Origin of the sequence: Paenibacillus sp. Mc5Re-14 (assembly GCF_001049835.1) — a bacterium.
In the GTDB taxonomy this organism is placed as follows: Bacteria; Bacillota; Bacilli; order Paenibacillales; family Paenibacillaceae; genus Paenibacillus; species Paenibacillus polymyxa_C.
Window position 1 is genome coordinate 4398177 of sequence record NZ_CVPD01000001.1, and the last position, 15557, is coordinate 4413733.

Sequence of the window (15557 nt, forward strand, 5' to 3'; positions counted from 1 at the left end):
AATATGGGGGAGAACAACGATGAGCAGCGGGGAGTCTGGAGCGATCGAACGAGATCTTGTACTATTGGGCGTATTGGGTGATCCGATCAAGCACTCCAAATCGCCCCTTATGCATAAAATAGCTTTACAGGCAGCGGGGGTTGATGGAGATTTTGTACCTCTTCATGTCACACCGGATCAGCTGGAGGATGCCGTGAAGGGGATTCGTGCTTTGCATTTCCGCGGAGTCAATGTGACGATTCCCCATAAGGTTGAGATTATGAAATATCTGGATGAGATTGATGAAGGGGCCAGGCTCATTGGCGCTGTCAATACGATAGTGAATGACAATGGGCGGCTCAAGGGCTATAATACGGACGGAATTGGCTACGTGCGTTCCCTCAAAGAAGAGACTTCTGTCGAGTTAAAGGGTGCAAGAATTGCTGTTTTAGGAGCCGGTGGGGCTGCTCGGGGCGTGATTCATGCCCTGTTGGAGGAGCAACCTGAATCGGTCATTATTCTGAACCGAACACGTGACAAAGCTGAACAACTGGCATTGGAGTGGACGACAGAAGCAATTCCAGTAATGGGCTATTCCAACGAGGAAGCTAGGAATGTGCTCACGACAGTGGATGTGTTGATTAATACAACCTCGGTGGGAATGTCTCCTTTATCTGATGAGCTTCCAGTGGAAACGAGTCTGATTCCGGAAGGAATCATTGTGAGTGATTTGATCTATAACCCGCTGGAAACGAGACTTTTACGCGAAAGCCGTGAACAGCGTGGCTGCACTGTACATGGAGGTTTGGGCATGTTTGTGTACCAAGGGGCAGTGGCTTTTGAGTATTTTACGGGGGTGGCCCCTGCAGTAGACCAAATGAGAGCGGCTGTGCTGAGAAGCCTGTCGTAAGTCGGATTATACATTAAAATTATGGAAATGCCGCATTGCATATGTGGCGACGAAGGGGTTAAATATACATGTTAACAGGTAAACAAAAAAGATATCTGCGCTCTATGGCGCATCATTTGGACCCGGTTTTTCAAGTAGGTAAAAACGGTACGAATGAGCATCTTATGCGTCACATCAATGATGCGATTGAAAAGCGTGAGCTGATGAAAGTACAAATTTTGAACAACTGTTTGGACGACAAACATGAAATTGCGGAAGAACTGGCAGCAGAGACGGGTTCCGAGCTTGTACAGCTTATTGGAAGCACCATTATTTTGTACAAGGAATCTCGTGATCATAAGCAAATCGAGTTGCCTAGAGGATAATACGCGGGGAGAAAATTATGAAAATCGGTATTATGGGTGGTACATTTGACCCGATTCATATTGGACATCTGCTGGCTGGAGAAGCGGCAAGAGATGCCTATGAGCTGGATCAAGTATGGTTTATGCCTTCTCATATTCCTCCGCACAAGCATCAAGCGGGGGCAAGCGGCAAGGAGCGTCTGGAGATGACAAGTGAAGCGGTGGCGGGTCATCCTGCTTTTGAAGTGCTGGATATTGAAGTGCTTCGCGGGGGGTATCCTATACCATTGACACGATCAAGAAGCTTCAGGAGCTGCATCCTGCTGTAGATTTTTATTTTATTATTGGTGCGGATATGGTGAACTACTTGCCTCATTGGCAGGGAATTGAGGAATTGGCGCAGCGGATTTGTTTTATTGGGGTGCGGCGACCAGGCTTCCAGCTTGCGTTGGATGAGTTGCCACATTATTTGCAGGACAAGGTACTGCTGGCAGATATGCCAGTGGTGGACATTTCTTCGACGGATATACGGGAGCGTGCTGCAGAAGGCCGTACCATTCGTTATCTTGTGCCTGATCGTGTACATGACTATATTACAAGGGGCGGTTTGTATGAAGTACAGCCGTGAGCAGCTAATGGAAGCCGTATCTGGTCAGATGCCTGAAAAACGCTGGAAACACACGCTGGGTGTTATGCATACCTCTGTGGAGCTTGCAAAACGTTATGGAGCAGACCCGGATAAGGCGGAACTGGCGGCTATTTTGCATGATGTGGCGAAATATTGGCCTGTTCAACAGATGGAAGAAGTGATTCGTAACTATCCTGAATGTGATCAGGAGCTATTGGAGCATGACAAGCAGCTCTGGCATTCAGAGGTAGGGTACTGCGTTGCAGCAAGAGATTACGGAGTGGATGATCCGGAAATAAGGAACGCAATCCGCTGGCATACATCAGGACGTGTAGGTATGAGCCTGCTGGACAAAGTCGTGTGTTTGGCTGATTACATCGAACCAGGGCGGGATTTCCCTGGGGTTGAACATATCCGTAAACAGGCAAAGAAAAGTTTGGAGCAGGGCCTTATTGCTGGATTTGACTCTACAATTTCATTGTTGCTGGAAAAGCAAAAGGTTATTTTTCCGCTGACGGTCTTGTCGCGCAATGACTTGATTCAACAGCTAAAACAGAAAAAAACGGAGGTTCATGAATGACCCTAACGAATGAGAAATTAATGCAAACGGCGGTTGAGGCCGCTAATGATAAAAAGGCAATGAATATTGTCGCATTGGATTTGCGTGGAGTATCGCTAGTCGCGGATTATTTTGTAATCTGTCACGGTAATTCGGATACACAAGTACAGGCGATTGTAACCGAAATTCGCAAACGCGCTCATGATGAAGGTGTAGCCATCAAAGGAATCGAAGGAATGGATTCCGCTCGCTGGGTTCTAATGGATTTGGGAGATGTTGTAGTGCATGTCTTCCATCGCGACGAACGCGAATATTACAACATTGAACGACTCTGGTCGGATGCTAAGGTTGTGGAGATGGTATGAGTTTGATCGCTGGTACTTATGTCACCATTATGGTGGATCGTGAAGTATCGCCTTTCGGCTACTTCCTTACCGTCGGCGAGCAGGATGTGCTGCTGCATTATACGGAGCTGACTCGTGAAATCGAGGTGGGTGAACGGCTGGAGGTATTTATCTTCCACGATACAGAGGACCGTTTGGCTGCAACTATGAAAAAACCGTTCTTGTCTTTGGGAGAAATGGCAAAGCTCGAGGTGGCCGATGTGCATCCGCGTTTGGGATGTTTTCTGGAGATGGGACTGGGTCGTCAACTTTTGCTGCCGATTCGTGAGTTGCCAGAAAACCGGGATCTGCATCCTCGTGTGGGTGACTACGTGTATGCCATTATGGAGCATGACAAACAAGGCAGACTGCGAGCTAAGCTGGCAGGGGAGCAGGAACTGGCTCCATTGTGCTTCCATGCTCCTAGTTCGTGGCTTAATACATGGGTGCAGGCGACGGTGTACAAGCCGCTTCAGATGGGCACATTCGTCCTGGTGGACGGGGGTGTGCTTGGATTTGGTGCAATAGGGATGATTCATTCCTCGGAACGTAACCGCATGCTTCGCTTGGGCGAGGAGGTTAAGGTACGGGTCACGCTTGTTCGCGAAGATGGTCGGGTCAATCTGGCGATGTCGCCACGCAAGGAAGTAGGCCGTGATGAGGATGCGGATCGGTTAATTGCATTTCTGAAGGAACGTCCGGGTGGCGGCATGCCATATTCTGACGCAACGCCGCCGGATATTATCAAACAACGGTTTGGTATCAGTAAATCCGCCTTCAAGCGTGCGATGGGCAAGCTGATGAAGGAAGGACTGGTTACACAAAAAGAAAACTGGACCTACCTGGTGGAGACAATGCCTAAACCGAAGGACGGGAATGGGGAATAAAAGATGGCTTCTTACCGCAAGTTTGCCTATGTGTATGATGAGCTAATGCAGGACATGCCGTACCCGGACTGGTTGCGCTTTGCACGGCAGGCTTGGGATCGATACGGTATGCCACATACAGTGGCAGAGCTGGGCTGCGGAACGGGCTCAATTACGATTCCACTGGTTAACTCGGGCTTCGAGGTGGCTGGCATCGATTTATCCTCTGACATGCTGGCAGTAGCCCGTCGCAAAATGGAAACCACTCCTCAAGGACAGCGATTGTTTCGTGAGGGAAGCGTTCGCTGGATACAGCAGGATATGCGAGAATGGATTTTACCGGAGCCCGTGGATTCTGTCATTTCTTTTTGCGATTGCCTGAATTATTTACTTGAGGAAGAAGATATCATTTCTACTTTCCGCAGAACGTATGCTGGTCTGAAGCCTGGTGGAACCTTTCTGTTTGATGTACATCACCCCCAGACTTTTTTGCGTTATGATGAAGAACAACCATTCGTACTGGATGAACGCTCTATCTCGTATATCTGGACATGCGTATTGGACACTCCACGTTGTGAAATTGAGCATCATCTCAGTATCTTTGCCAAAGCAGAACATGAAGGACGCGATCTGTACCAGCGTTTTGAGGAAATTCATGTACAGCGTGCTTATGATCCAGACTGGATGAAGGCAGAATTGTCCAAAGCGGGTTTTCGTGATGTGAAGGTATATGCAGATTTTGAATGGGTAGAAGCAGAAGATGACGCGGCGAGACTTTTTTATGTCGCTGTAAAATAGCCAGGAATCATTGGCCTAATATAGAAAAAGAAAGACGCTTTTCATGAAGTCATGAAGGGCGTCTTTTTGCACTCATATATTCACTTTATAGTTCAGCTGAAGTTCATCACCCGGTACACCCCGAATTCCCCAATTCTGTTTCGGGGTTTCAAATATCGTAATCTCAAGATCCTGTGGAGAAATCCCCAAAAGTTCGTTAATTCTTTGAAATAACAGGTTGATGAGTTGCTTCTTAGCTTCTGTCGTTCTGCCTTCAAAGATACTGATCTCAATAATGGTGTACGCCTCGGAGCGACCATCGGCATATATAAAGTCTTCATGATTCATAGGGAAGAAACGATGAAACCTCTTGTTTGGAGGATAGTTGAACGCATCCACCACGGTAGAGTGAATTACCTCTGAAAGTTGCTTTTTGATCGGATTTAGCTTTTCTTTGATCCCGAAAATTTTAATCTGTGCCATGTCTCAGCTCACCTTTCTTATCTCATCTCAACTTGAATCATTGTAACTTGGAGTTATTATAAAACATTCGTATTCATGTGTCATGGACAACTAGTATGAAGATGGGGTTTAGTATCAAATGTAGTCTTTATTTGACTTTTTTCGCGGTTTTCAATATAATAGTGCCATTATTAACGGTTAAACAATCGCTGATGAGGAATAGTAGTTTTGACTGGACATGTAGAGAGCCGGCGGGTGGTGCAAGCCGGTTGACAGTGCAAAGCGAACTCACCTCGGAGATATGCGTCCAACGCAGGAAAGCACTATATAGGTGTTAGCATCCTGTTATTAACACGCATCGGATCACCTCCGTTATCAGGTGCAAAGGGAGTAGAATGCGAAGAACGCTTTCTGCTAACTAGGGTGGTACCACGGGAATATAACCTCTCGTCCCTAGCGCTGACACGCTACGGGATGCAGAGGTTTTTTTGTTGCATACCGTTTGAGGAGGAAAAGACAATGACAGACACACAGCCGAAGCACGGCTATCAACCGCAAAGTATTGAACCAAAATGGCAAAAATATTGGGATGAGAACAAGACGTTCCGCACTGGGGAAGAGCCGGGCAAACCGAAGTTTTATGCTTTGGATATGTTTCCGTACCCGTCTGGAGCTGGTCTGCATGTAGGCCATCCGGAGGGATACACAGCTACAGATATTGTTTCACGTTATAAAAGAATGCGTGGCTACAACGTGCTGCATCCGATGGGTTGGGACGCCTTTGGTCTGCCTGCCGAGCAGCATGCTTTGGATACAGGTGAGCACCCACGCGAAATTACGGTAAAGAACGTAAACAACTTCCGCCGTCAAATCAAATCACTTGGCTTTTCATATGACTGGGACCGTGAAATCAGCACAACTGATCCTGATTATTACAAATGGACACAGTGGATCTTCATCCAGCTGTATAAGCGCGGTCTCGCTTATGTAGCTGAAGTGCCTGTAAACTGGTGTCCAGCACTGGGAACAGTACTGGCGAATGAAGAAGTAATTGACGGTAAGAGCGAGCGTGGCGGTCATCCGGTTATCCGCAAACCAATGCGTCAATGGATGCTGAAAATTACGGAATACGCGGATCGTTTGCTGGATGATTTGGAGGAGCTGGACTGGTCCGAGAGTATTAAGGATATGCAGCGGAACTGGATTGGTAAGTCTACCGGGGCAGAGGTTCATTTCCCAATTGAAGGCTATGACGAGCAACTCACAGTATTTACAACCCGTCCGGATACGCTGTTCGGTGCAAGCTACTGTGTGCTGGCCCCTGAGCAGGAATTGGTGGATATGATTACTACACCTGAGCAAAAGGACGCTGTACAACAGTATCGTGAACAAGCTGCTCGGAAAAGCGACCTGGAGCGTACGGATCTGGCCAAAGATAAAACAGGCGTATTCACAGGAGCTTATGCAGTGAATCCGGTGAACGGCGAAAAGCTGCCAATCTGGATTGCTGACTATGTACTGGCAGGCTACGGAACAGGTGCAATTATGGCAGTACCGGGTCATGATACACGTGACTGGGAATTTGCTAAGAAGTTCGGATTGAAAATTACTGAGGTCGTTCAAGGTGGAGACGTGGACAAAGAGCCATACACCGAGGATGGCCCGCATGTCAATTCAGGCCTGCTGAATGGACTTACCAATGAGGAAGCTATTCCGAAAATGATCGAATGGCTCGAAGCTGAGGGTAAAGGACAGGGCAAAGTAACCTATCGTCTGCGTGACTGGCTGTTCAGCCGACAACGCTATTGGGGCGAGCCGATTCCAGTAATTCATCTAGAAGACGGAACGATCAAAACGGTTCCTGAGGATCAACTGCCGCTCGTACTGCCAGAGATGGACAATATTAAGCCTTCAGGTACAGGTGAATCCCCGCTGGCGAATGCGACAGATTGGGTAGAAATTGTTGATCCTGAGACAGGTATGAAAGCACGTCGCGAGACAAATACGATGCCGCAATGGGCAGGAAGCTGCTGGTACTACCTGCGCTTTATTGATCCGAAAAATGATAAAGAGCTTGTATCCAAAGAGAAACAGCGCGAATGGATGCCTGTTGATCTGTATATTGGCGGAGCGGAACATGCGGTTCTTCACTTGCTGTATGCCCGTTTCTGGCACAAGGTACTGTATGATATCGGCGTAGTGGAAACTAAAGAGCCTTTCTATAAGCTGGTCAACCAGGGTATGATTTTGGGCAACAACAATGAAAAAATGAGTAAATCACGCGGTAATGTCATCAATCCTGACGATATTGTAAATACGTTTGGCGCCGATACGCTGCGTATTTATGAGATGTTTATGGGGCCGCTGGAAGCGACCAAGCCATGGAATGAGAATGGCGTTGAGGGAGCGCATCGTTTTCTGTCCCGCGTATGGCGCCTGTTTGTTTCCGAGGATGGTAGCCTGAACGAAAAAATTAAAAATGACGGCGGTAGTGACGAGTTCAAACGCACCTGGCATAAAACACTGAAAAAGGTAACCGAGGACCTGGACGCATTGCGTTTCAATACAGCAATCAGCCAGCTGATGATCTTCACCAATGATGCATACAAAGCAGACCTTTTGCCGCGTGCAGCGATGGAAAACTTCGTGCAAATGCTGTCTCCGCTTGCACCGCATCTGGCCGAGGAACTATGGCAGCTGCTGGGACACAACGAGAGCATTACGTACGCGGCTTGGCCTGCCTATGATGAAGCATGGACGGTGGACGCTGAAGTGGAAATTGTCATCCAGATGAATGGTAAAATTGTACAGCGTGCAACGATTGCCAAAGATCTTGATGCCAAAGCGATGGAAGCCTTTGCTTTGTCGCTGGACAGCGTCCAGGAAGCACTGGCTGGTAAAACGGTTCGCAAGGTAATTGCTGTTCCTGGTAAGCTGGTTAATATTGTTGCCGGTTAATCGGCTTTAGGCCGAAGGAGACATCTATCTTTTGCATGTCCTCTTCATACTTGTTGTGCGTCGCCCGTATTAGCTCAGGGAAGACACTATGCAGGCTGATGTCCAACAATGCGAGAGCTTCGGCGGTGATCCCTCCGGGAACCGCTACTCTTGCTTGTAACTCGGCTGGTGTCATTCCGCCTTCCGTGAGCAGCTTTCCAGTACCGATGATCATTTCACCGGCCAATGCGCATAGTTCTGTACGGTCTATACCCGTAGCTTGAACTGCGGCTTGAATCCACTGGTCCATAAAAAAGGCCAAGAAAGCAGGGCCGCAACTCGAAAAATCCGATGTGATCCGTGTATGAGACTCTTTAACCCGTATTGGCCTGCTGATGTGGGACATAAGCTCTTCCAGAAGGGAGCGATCCTCCTCTGTAATCCGGTTTCCATGGATGCATAGTGAGGCTCCGCTTCCAATCTGGTGAGTGATACTCGGAATAATTTTGGACACTTTGGCTTTCAGTGCATGCTCCAAAATACGGATCTGTACTGGACTTGTGATAGAAACGACGATCTGATCTTCTGTAATGACGTTGCGTATTTCATCCGTTACGGTTTTTGATTCCAGCGGCTTCACGCAGATAAATAGAATATCGCTTTCCGCTGCCGTCTCACGGTTGCTTTGAGCTGCATGCAAACCTGGATAACGACGGGCTAGCTCGGCTACCTTGGAATACGTTCGGTTGCTTGCTAATATTTGCTGCGGTTTGAGTGCGTCCGAATGAATAAAAGATTCAATTAGCAGACTTCCCATGCTGCCAGTCCCGATAAATCCAACTTTCATTGTTCAACGTCCTCCTTTCATACTTTGCGGTATAGACGCTGTGCTGTCATTCTTCTTAGTGTATGCACTTGGTCTTGGCCGACATGACGAATTTTATGTCTGAACACATTAGATCATGCTTGGGGCCGCACCACTCTTTGTATAAATGCTCACAGCGAGACCGTATGGAGGTGTTTACAAACCTCCGGTTTGACGGAAATTGGACAGATTTGCTCTGTTAGATTGAGACGTTGGTCTTCAGTCGGTTCAATTCCGAAATCCATGTGGAGTAGGGGACGATACGAAAAATGAAACGCGTATGGACAGGAACGGCAATAACGCTTGCTGTAATCGGGAGTGGACTTATTTTGTTCGCCGGAGGGCAGCGCTCTGAGCCACAAGAAGAGTGGAGTTTGCTTAACCATAAGGTGGAGCATGCTTTGGCGATAGAGTCGGAGTCAATTGAGTCGCAGCGAAGCAGTGACTATGCCCAAGGAAAGCATGCTGTAAAAGAGGCTTCAGACCAAGCTGAACGCAGAGCGAATGTCGAAGCTGTTGACAATGTGAAGCATAATACTAAGCAGAGTTCTACTGGTGTATCTGCTGCTATGAGTGAAAACTCCATGGCGGGGAATTCAAGTACCGTAAAGCAGTCAGATGTTGCGGATTCGAGATCAGACACAGCTGTTGCCAGTTCGGATGCTGCAACGACGAGTAGGACAAATACGGTGAATGATTCGGTTATTCCATCCGTTTCCGGTGAAAAAAAGGTAAACATTAACACAGCGACTGCTGCCGAGTTAATGGAACTTCCGGGGGTTGGGGCTAAAAAGGCCGAGGCTATTTTGAACTATCGTAATCAGCACGGGCTGTTCAAACGTGTGAACGATTTGGATCGTGTAAAAGGAATCGGAGCTAAAATGTTAGCGAAAATGAAGCCGTATGTCAGCTTATAACTTATTTAAGTTTACGGTATAGGCTTTGAGAGAGTGGCTGTAACGGATATGTTTTACGTTTAACTTGTTTATACGGGAGAGATGGAAATGAGTGCAGATGTACGCAAGGACTGGGACACCTACTTCATGGATATCGCTTATATGGTATCCACCCGTTCGCGCTGCGCGCGGCGTCATGTTGGAGCCGTACTTGTACAAGGTAAGAAGCTATTGGGGACGGCCTATAATGGCGCACCATCCGGGGTGCCTGACTGTTCTGAGGCAGGCTGTATGATCTCGGAGGAATATGAGGTCGTTCACCGTGATGGACGGGAGGAAATGGTTAAGAAGCAGCGTTGTATTCGCACTATTCATGCGGAGCAGAACCTGTTGCTGTTTACTGACCGGATTGACCGTGAAGGCTCCTCCGTATATGTCACCGACCAGCCGTGCTGGACGTGTGCCAATATGTTGGCGAACAGCGGTATTGTGGAGATTGTATATCACCGACCTTATCCAAAAGATGCCGACAAGGTTCGTGCTATGATGGAGGAAAAGGGAATCGCCTTTCGTATGCTGGAGACATATCATCCACCACAGGAAACGCTGATGGATGTTAAAGATTAATCAATAAACGAGGAAGAACCTCTGACAATGCTATTTTGTCAGGGGTTCTTTTTTTGTTTTGTGAGTTGGACAGAAAGCAATGTTTGCTAATGGAAGGTGATTGTATTCAAACCCAACTTGTGTTTACTAGGCCTATATTAAGTCTCACTGTTTGTTGGATTATAGGAAGTGCAGGAGCGTGTCTGTATTCGGGACGGATACTTTTATTACTGTGGGCGGGAGTTACCCTGATTTCCCCACTTATAGCTTTACTGATGAAAATTCCCATCCGACATATGGTATTGCTATGGATTGCATTAAGTGGTGGTGGATTTCATTGGTTTTGGCATGATACGCATAATGTAAGCAGTATTCCTGGTGCTCTTCATGTATCGTCTTCTGTCATAGAAGACATGCCTGTTCAAGCAGCAGGGTTTATTGCTTCAGAAGTTGAGATTGATGGGGATCGTGCGCAGTTTGAGATGAGAGTTACTTCAATCCATCACTTTGCAAGTCAATCCAATAAGGTTGAACATCGAGGATCTATTTCTGAACAGGTCATTGTTCATATCAAGTTGGCTGCGAAGCAGGAACAGCAACTTGCGGCAGCATGGCAGCGTGGGGATGCAATCCTGCTCCGTGGCAACTTAAAGGCACCAGCAAAAGCGGGTAATTTTGGTAGCTTTGATTACAGTAAATATCTGCACACGCAGGAAATTCACTGGCTTTTCAAGGGGGCTGGAGCCGCCTCGTTACAGAGGCAGGAGGCTTCACAGTGGAACCGCTACATATTATTCAGATGGAATGATCAGCTTAGAGAGCAGCTAGGTCAAAAAATGGAATCTGCTTTTACATCACTTCTTCAGGCAGGATATATGAAAGGCCTGGTACTTGGGGTTACAGATGAGCTGGACCCAGCAACGTATAATGAATTTACGCAGCTTGGTTTAACGCATATTTTGGCGATATCAGGTATGCATGTGGCGGTATATGCGGCCACATTATTATATTTACTCAAGTTATTACGAGTTAGCCGTGAAACCTCTCTTACGATTGTGATGGTACTGATTCCGGCTTATGTCCTGCTGACAGGTGCTTCTCCCTCTGTTGTAAGAGCGGGAATTATGGCGATGATTGGCTTGTTTGCAGCCCGACGAGGGCTGCTCAAAGACGGACTTAATATTTTAAGTATATCTGCGTTGCTTATGCTGCTATGGAATCCATACTACCTGCTTAGCGTCAGCTTTCAGCTGTCCTTTTTGGTAACAGGTGGGTTGCTCATATATATGCCGCTTATGAAGCCGTTTTTCGCCAAATGGCCCCTCCTGATCGGTGGTGAAGTTGCGATTACAGTCACGGCACAGCTTGTTTCGTTTCCAATGACGGTATTCTACTTTAATCAATTTTCGTTATTATCATTTGCGGCTAATTTTGTACTTGTCCCCCTAATTACATATATAGTGCTTCCACTGGGTACGGTAGCCATGGGAATGGCCTTTTTATGGGGGGATGGTGCTCGTATCCTTGCGTGGCCGGCAGAGCAATTGAACGATCTGACCTTTTGGCTTGTGAAATGGCTGAATGTAGATGATGCTTATGTGAGTATTTGGCCGTCTTCTTCTATTCTGTGGGTTCTGGCGTATTATGCAGCTTTGTACAGTGTTTTGTACTGGCTCAAAACGTGGTTGACATCCCGAAGGAAAACGGGCGACATTTCCGTTGTGAATTCTACTACCATAACATCACCTATGTATACAGGATTAGAGGCTGCTGCTGAGTGGGCTGCTATTTTGCAAACGGCTCATGAACCCGAGGGTGCAGGGAAATTTGCGCGTCGACAGTGGAATGGATATCGTCATGTGGCACTGGCTTTAAGTGGTATTGCCTGGCTTGGCATACTATGTATAGGGTACCAATCTCCTAGTGAAAGAAACACGGGAGTTGTTCAGTATCTGGATGTGGGCCAAGGTGATAGCATTTTAATTACAACGCCGGGAGGGAAACATATTTTGGTGGATGGCGGGGGTACAATGGACTTTGCAACAGGAAAAAACGCTTGGCGCAAGCGTACAGATCCCTACGAGGTAGGCGCGGATACGATTGTGCCCTTGCTAAAGCAACGTGGGGTGCACCGGCTGGACGCTGTCATTTTGACGCATGGAGATCATGATCATGCCGGAGGTCTACAGGCTGTATTTGACCAAATTCCCGTATCCACCTTATTTTTTAACGGTACCCTAACAGACAAAGCCCCATTCCGGAAGTTGTTAAACACGGCTTTGGACAAGCAGATCAAGCTGTACGGTGCACATCATAGCATGGAGTGGGGACCGGACCGGGATACGAAAATTCGCTTTCTCTATCCGTTTAAGCTGGAGGAGAACGAATCTGAGCAGTTGCCTGTTATGAAGGAACAGAATCATTATTCTGTTGCCATGATTTTAGAGATGGAGGGGGCCTCGTTTTTATTCACAGGAGATATGGATGATGCTGCAGAGTCGCTGTTGCTTTCTGAATTAACCCGTTCTCCATCTCGTGTGAAAGCTCAGGAGGGAATAGGAGATGCAAGGAAAGCTGTCGACGTTATGAAAGTGGCACATCACGGAAGTAAGTATTCCACCTCGGAAGAGTGGTTGTCCTACTGGCAGCCGAAAGTATCCGTCATTTCAGTTGGTGCAAGCAACACATATGGACATCCGAATAAAGCGGTATTGGAACGTTTGGCGGAAGTTGGTTCTGCCATATATCGAACAGACACAATGGGAGAGGTACAGATTCGTGCGCAGCAAGGGAAGCTGAGTGTGCGGTATCAACGCAAACGTGAACAAATAGATACAAAATGATTTTGATTATACAAAAAACAGGCTTATAACAGCCAATAATTTGCCTGCCGTTATATCAGATAAGGGATACCAATACTCAATCGGCGATTTTTATTTTCAAGATCCGATTGCTCTGTCTTATCAATTAGAACTCATATCTGATTTTCTGATTTCTAATAAATCACAAAACGTTTCATGCAATTCAATAGGTTTAGTATCTAGATATATGTAGGGGCTGAGGGAAGGTGACTACCTTCCCTTTTTCTGTTATTCTAAGGGAGGATACAATGGGGATTCTGGGCATTTTGTTATAATTTTTTTTTATTAAAAAAATAAAATTAGCGTCAGACGTCTATCCTGCAACAATTTGCAAAAGGGATACGTCTGTAATATTGCAGGGAGAGGGGGATCCTTTGTGGTAGAGCAGGGACTCATCCGAGCCGCTCAATCGGGCGATCGCGACGCTCTCATTACCCTATTAAGAGAGATAGAACAGCATGTGTATCGTACGGCATATTACATTCTAAATAATGAGCAGGACGCCATGGATGCTTCACAAGAAGCCCTCATACGAATATATTCCAAAATTAACTCTTATGAGGAAAAAGCGCAGTTTAAAACCTGGGTCCAACGCATTGTAACGAACATATGCATCGACAAATTCAGAAGAACGAAGCCTTCGGTTTCCATTGACGAGCATGACATGATATTTAACGACCCCCAAAACGTGGAGGTCGAGGTGTTAACCTCTTACATGGCACAGGATGTTCGTGAGGCTATACAACAGCTCCCGGAACACCACCGGACGGTAATTGTCCTGAGATATTTGCAGGATTTCTCTTATAACGAGATTGCCGATTCTCTGGATTTGCCGCTAAATACGGTCAAGTCATACTTGTATCGTGCAAGACAACAATTGCAAGGGCTACTTCAGGAGTATCAGAAAGGTGGTGTATCAGGATGAAGTGTGGAGAAGAGGTGATGGATTGGATGCAGCGTTATGTGGATCATGAACTGGGTGAAGAAGAGACGTCCCAATTAATGAACCATATTGCGACTTGCCCGGACTGTGCGGAAAAATTTCATATTCTTCAGACACTCTCTCGCGAGCTGGAGGAATTGCCTGCGGTTTCCCCGGCGTTCAGCCTGGTGGATTCCATCATGCCTCAGCTTGATGCCATTGACCGCGCACGTGAAGAGCAGGGAAGCGCGCTTCAGGAAATGCAGCCTGTAGCTGCTGATCCTGAGCCTGGAACAGGGCTTGGACAACGTACTCAGCCTGTGCCTTGGTGGAACCGGGTGGGAGGGCGTGCTGCCATGGGCGTGGCTGCCGCTGCCGTTGCCGTTGTACTGGGGATTGTAGTATTCAACTTCGAGCCTAAAACAGTGCAGGATGCGGAAGGCATACTTACATCCCAGTCGCCCGAGGTGACAAGTCAGCAGAATCAGACGGAAATCCCAGGTACGACCAATGGGAGTGGAGGACGTGATGCAACCATTGGAGCGGAATCGACCAAGCCGCCATCTGAACAGGGACAAGGAGCCGATTCCTCTCTGACACCTGCAGATAAGGAACCTGACTTGGGCGACCAGGGAATAAACAGTTCAGATGACAAAAAGGATCCTTCCAAACCGGATGCTGGGAAGGTGGATGATCAGCAAGCTGGCGAGGAACCTTTAACAAAGTCTGCACCGACTAAACATTCTTCCCGTCAGGATGAAAAGCAGGGACAGCCAAACGTCGATCGTCAGGCCTCAAAGGATGACTCATCTGCAGATGCTCCTCAATCCGATGACAAACAGTTAAAACAGAAAAAATCTGATCAACCTACGATTGCTCCTGATGAACAGCTGGATCCGAAAATGGAAAAGGCACCATTAGCAGATACGGGTACCGCTCAGGAGGATAATAGCGATGATACAAGTACAAATGATGCATCTTCGTCGCTTAGTCAGGAATTGAAGGTACAGAGTCGAATTGCTTCAAATGAAACGTCGAAAGATACGACATCCAAAAGTGTCACCAAGGATGCGGGCAACTCCTTAGGAGCGGATAGCAGCAATGCAGCTTCTAATGATGAGCAATCATCCGTGTCACAAGACCCGGTTCGTAGAGAAGGTTTTGTATCTAATTCGCTGGTCTCTCCGGACAGCAATAATGCTTCCACCTATGGTGCCCAGTCCGCCTCTACAGATCAGTTCAACTCGCCTGATGGTAGCTATGCAGTGGCTATTGAAGGCAAAAAGCTGAAAGTGTATAAACTTTCCGATAACGGTGTAGACCGAACAACACTGGAAGTCCGTACTCTGAAGGGTGCTTGGGTCAAAGGAAGCTGGTCAGATGACAGCCAGACCTTTATGTATGAGACGGAGCAGGATGGGACTGCAAGTAAATATACGTACACCGTCCCGCGTAGCACTGGAAAATAGTTTCCGTAAGTTGGCACACTTTTAGAAACAGAGAATAAACTATATGAACCGACGTCGTATCCCGACGGTTGAAAGTTTCTAGAGCTTTCTGCT

Annotated in this window: 14 protein-coding genes, 1 pseudogene and 1 other annotated feature; of the genes and pseudogenes, 13 read left to right on the forward strand and 2 right to left on the reverse strand. The window is 47.2% G+C overall.

Translation table 11 applies throughout. From position 1 onward, the window contains the following. The first annotated feature begins 19 nt into the window (after positions 1 to 19). From aroE to BN1546_RS20210, 7 genes and pseudogenes are all read left to right on the forward strand, one after another. On the forward strand, positions 20 to 889 hold the full coding sequence (gene aroE / locus BN1546_RS20180; protein ID WP_013372203.1) for a shikimate dehydrogenase: 870 nt from the start codon (positions 20 to 22) through the stop codon (positions 887 to 889). A gap of 68 nt (positions 890 to 957) precedes the next feature. Next, positions 958 to 1254 carry a ribosome assembly RNA-binding protein YhbY gene (yhbY, locus tag BN1546_RS20185; RefSeq protein ID WP_013372202.1) on the forward strand — a complete coding sequence of 99 codons (297 nt, stop codon included), beginning with the start codon at positions 958 to 960 and terminating at the stop codon, positions 1252 to 1254. A 17-nt stretch (positions 1255 to 1271) separates the two neighbouring features. Beyond that, positions 1272 to 1861, forward strand: a pseudogene (gene nadD / locus BN1546_RS20190) (nicotinate-nucleotide adenylyltransferase). After that, entirely contained in the window at positions 1845 to 2441 is a 597-nt protein-coding gene (yqeK, locus tag BN1546_RS20195; RefSeq protein ID WP_013372200.1) for a bis(5'-nucleosyl)-tetraphosphatase (symmetrical) YqeK, read from the forward strand. The pseudogene nadD and the gene yqeK overlap by 17 nt, the downstream one beginning before the upstream one ends. Next, positions 2438 to 2785: a ribosome silencing factor gene (gene rsfS, locus BN1546_RS20200; protein WP_090738715.1), complete on the forward strand. Its 348-nt coding sequence runs from the start codon at positions 2438 to 2440 to the stop codon at positions 2783 to 2785. The genes yqeK and rsfS overlap by 4 nt, the downstream gene beginning before the upstream one ends. Next, positions 2782 to 3690, forward strand: a complete 909-nt coding sequence (locus BN1546_RS20205) for a CvfB family protein (protein ID WP_013372198.1) — start codon at positions 2782 to 2784, stop codon at positions 3688 to 3690. Before rsfS ends, BN1546_RS20205 begins: the two co-directional genes overlap by 4 nt. A gap of 3 nt (positions 3691 to 3693) precedes the next feature. Beyond that, entirely contained in the window at positions 3694 to 4467 is a 774-nt protein-coding gene (locus BN1546_RS20210) for a class I SAM-dependent DNA methyltransferase (protein ID WP_058829918.1), read from the forward strand. Positions 4468 to 4539: 72 nt separating this feature from the next. Here BN1546_RS20210 and BN1546_RS20215 read toward each other — a convergent pair whose 3' ends face one another. Further along, positions 4540 to 4929 (reverse strand): tautomerase family protein, encoded by a 390-nt coding sequence (locus BN1546_RS20215; RefSeq protein WP_058829917.1) that lies wholly within the window; start codon positions 4927 to 4929, stop codon positions 4540 to 4542. Positions 4930 to 5108: 179 nt separating this feature from the next. Further along, positions 5109 to 5366, forward strand: a binding site (T-box leader). 61 nt (positions 5367 to 5427) lie between these two features. Between BN1546_RS20215 and leuS the strand changes: the two genes are divergently transcribed. Further along, complete coding sequence (gene leuS, locus BN1546_RS20220; RefSeq protein ID WP_013372195.1) at positions 5428 to 7866, forward strand: leucine--tRNA ligase; 2439 nt, start codon at positions 5428 to 5430, stop codon at positions 7864 to 7866. Here leuS and comER read toward each other — a convergent pair. Next, on the reverse strand, positions 7847 to 8692 hold the full coding sequence (gene comER / locus BN1546_RS20225; RefSeq protein WP_058829916.1) for a late competence protein ComER: 846 nt from the start codon (positions 8690 to 8692) through the stop codon (positions 7847 to 7849). The two genes, leuS and comER, sit on opposite strands and share 20 nt — an antisense overlap. 287 nt (positions 8693 to 8979) lie before the next feature. Here comER and BN1546_RS20230 point away from each other — a divergent pair, with 287 nt between their 5' ends. The 5 genes from BN1546_RS20230 (at position 8980) to BN1546_RS20250 (ending at position 15464) form a co-directional block, all read left to right on the forward strand. Further along, on the forward strand, positions 8980 to 9627 hold the full coding sequence (locus tag BN1546_RS20230; RefSeq protein WP_058829915.1) for a ComEA family DNA-binding protein: 648 nt from the start codon (positions 8980 to 8982) through the stop codon (positions 9625 to 9627). Positions 9628 to 9714: 87 nt separating this feature from the next. Further along, positions 9715 to 10233, forward strand: a complete 519-nt coding sequence (locus BN1546_RS20235; RefSeq protein WP_013372191.1) for a deoxycytidylate deaminase — start codon at positions 9715 to 9717, stop codon at positions 10231 to 10233. A gap of 89 nt (positions 10234 to 10322) precedes the next feature. After that, positions 10323 to 13055 (forward strand): ComEC/Rec2 family competence protein, encoded by a 2733-nt coding sequence (locus BN1546_RS20240; RefSeq protein ID WP_081317871.1) that lies wholly within the window; start codon positions 10323 to 10325, stop codon positions 13053 to 13055. A 394-nt stretch (positions 13056 to 13449) separates the two neighbouring features. Then, positions 13450 to 13998, forward strand: coding sequence for an RNA polymerase sigma factor (locus tag BN1546_RS20245; protein WP_013311184.1), 549 nt, complete (start codon positions 13450 to 13452; stop codon positions 13996 to 13998). Further along, positions 13995 to 15464, forward strand: coding sequence for an anti-sigma factor family protein (locus BN1546_RS20250; RefSeq protein WP_090738716.1), 1470 nt, complete (start codon positions 13995 to 13997; stop codon positions 15462 to 15464). Before BN1546_RS20245 ends, BN1546_RS20250 begins: the two co-directional genes overlap by 4 nt. Positions 15465 to 15557 lie beyond the last annotated feature (93 nt).

What these genes read in the sequence shown, in the direction of transcription:
- aroE (WP_013372203.1), top strand. Translation starts at nt 20, where the DNA reads ATGAGCAGCGGGGAGTCTGGAGCGATCGAACGAGATCTTGTACTATTG.
- leuS (WP_013372195.1), top strand. Translation starts at nt 5,428, where the DNA reads ATGACAGACACACAGCCGAAGCACGGCTATCAACCGCAAAGTATTGAA.
- yqeK (WP_013372200.1), top strand. Translation starts at nt 1,845, where the DNA reads ATGAAGTACAGCCGTGAGCAGCTAATGGAAGCCGTATCTGGTCAGATG.
- BN1546_RS20250 (WP_090738716.1), top strand. Translation starts at nt 13,995, where the DNA reads ATGAAGTGTGGAGAAGAGGTGATGGATTGGATGCAGCGTTATGTGGAT.
- comER (WP_058829916.1), bottom strand. Translation starts at nt 8,692, where the DNA reads ATGAAAGTTGGATTTATCGGGACTGGCAGCATGGGAAGTCTGCTAATT.
- yhbY (WP_013372202.1), top strand. Translation starts at nt 958, where the DNA reads ATGTTAACAGGTAAACAAAAAAGATATCTGCGCTCTATGGCGCATCAT.
- BN1546_RS20230 (WP_058829915.1), top strand. Translation starts at nt 8,980, where the DNA reads ATGAAACGCGTATGGACAGGAACGGCAATAACGCTTGCTGTAATCGGG.
- rsfS (WP_090738715.1), top strand. Translation starts at nt 2,438, where the DNA reads ATGACCCTAACGAATGAGAAATTAATGCAAACGGCGGTTGAGGCCGCT.
- BN1546_RS20240 (WP_081317871.1), top strand. Translation starts at nt 10,323, where the DNA reads ATGGAAGGTGATTGTATTCAAACCCAACTTGTGTTTACTAGGCCTATA.
- BN1546_RS20210 (WP_058829918.1), top strand. Translation starts at nt 3,694, where the DNA reads ATGGCTTCTTACCGCAAGTTTGCCTATGTGTATGATGAGCTAATGCAG.
- BN1546_RS20235 (WP_013372191.1), top strand. Translation starts at nt 9,715, where the DNA reads ATGAGTGCAGATGTACGCAAGGACTGGGACACCTACTTCATGGATATC.
- BN1546_RS20215 (WP_058829917.1), bottom strand. Translation starts at nt 4,929, where the DNA reads ATGGCACAGATTAAAATTTTCGGGATCAAAGAAAAGCTAAATCCGATC.
- BN1546_RS20205 (WP_013372198.1), top strand. Translation starts at nt 2,782, where the DNA reads ATGAGTTTGATCGCTGGTACTTATGTCACCATTATGGTGGATCGTGAA.